Source organism: Microcoleus sp. Aus8_D2, assembly GCF_036702665.1.
In the GTDB taxonomy this organism is placed as follows: domain Bacteria; phylum Cyanobacteriota; class Cyanobacteriia; order Cyanobacteriales; family Microcoleaceae; genus Microcoleus.
The window spans coordinates 14,183-15,276 of the sequence record NZ_JAUBUN010000006.1 but is presented as its reverse complement, the minus strand read 5'-3'; the positions used below and the strand labels follow the sequence as shown (position 1 = coordinate 15,276).

Annotated in this window: 2 protein-coding genes; both read right to left on the bottom strand. The window is 44.1% G+C overall.

Annotated elements, in window-relative coordinates; translation table 11 throughout:
- Nucleotides 1–47: 47 nt before the first annotated feature.
- A complete protein-coding gene (locus QUB64_RS06510; RefSeq protein WP_333266971.1) occupies nucleotides 48–791 on the bottom strand; it encodes an HAD family hydrolase in 744 nt (247 codons plus the stop codon).
- 85 nt (nucleotides 792–876) lie between these two features.
- On the bottom strand, nucleotides 877–1,094 hold a 218-nt coding region (locus tag QUB64_RS06505; protein WP_333266969.1), incomplete at its 5' end, for a hypothetical protein.

Below are 1,094 nucleotides of genomic sequence, written 5' to 3'. Positions count from 1 at the left end.
TGCGGACTGAAGTCCTCACTACAAACCTTCGATTGAATATAATTAGCTCAATCTGCTAAAATTGTAATTTCATCCAAAGATGCGATCGCCACATCAGCCGTTTCCAAATGACTAACCTGGGCATTTCCCCAACAAATCCCGATACAGCCAGCCGCGCCCGCATTCTTACCCATCTGAATATCACCCGTTGAATCTCCCACCATTAAAGTCCCCGCCGGATTGACTCCAAGTTTTTCGCAAGCTTGCAAAAACAATTTTGGATCGGGTTTATTAAGTTCCGTAGAATCCACGCCCATTTCTAACTGAATCCACTCGCTTAATTCGTGGGTTTTCACAAATCTCTGCACAGAAGCAGTCGTAGCCGCCGAAAGAATTCCCAGCTTCAAACCAGCTTCCGAAAGATATTTCAGCACTTCCAAACTGCCGACAAACATAGGAGAAGATGAAACATTTTTAAACATTTCGTCAGCTTCATCAAAAGCGCGGCGCGCAATAGTTAAAGATTCCAGCCATCCCCTGCCGGTTTCAGCGATGTATCCCGCCGCCACAATCTCATTTTCCCGGCGACTACCGACGGCCATCAAGCCTGTGGGATCAATGCTAGCGCCTTCGATACCGAAAGCCATTTGTAAAGGCTCTCCAACGCCGGGAATTTGAGCGTCTGCGAGGCGCGCTCGCTTAAGTCCCAAATGTCTCAACAATTCCTGAGAATCTTCTAGAGTGCCGTCTTTGTCAAAGATTATGGCTTCGATATTTGAGAAGGTAATGCCCCGACATTTAATAGTTACCAAGAATCCGAACTCCCGAATTTATATATTTTTCTATATTATCTCATATGCTGCTATTTTTGGCAAATTTTACACCAATTATCAAAATTTATACAGCAATACCTGTAGGGTGCGTCGCTTTCAAAAATTCCCGAAAAAAATCGACAATCTGATAGCGACGCACCATTGCAGCGAGCCGAGCGCAAACAAACCCAAAAATATTCGGATTGTTTGTTTGGCTCCATGTCTCTTTTTGGCAAATTTTACACCAATTATCAAAATTTATACAGCAATACCTGTAGGGTGCGTCGCTTTCAAAAATTCCCG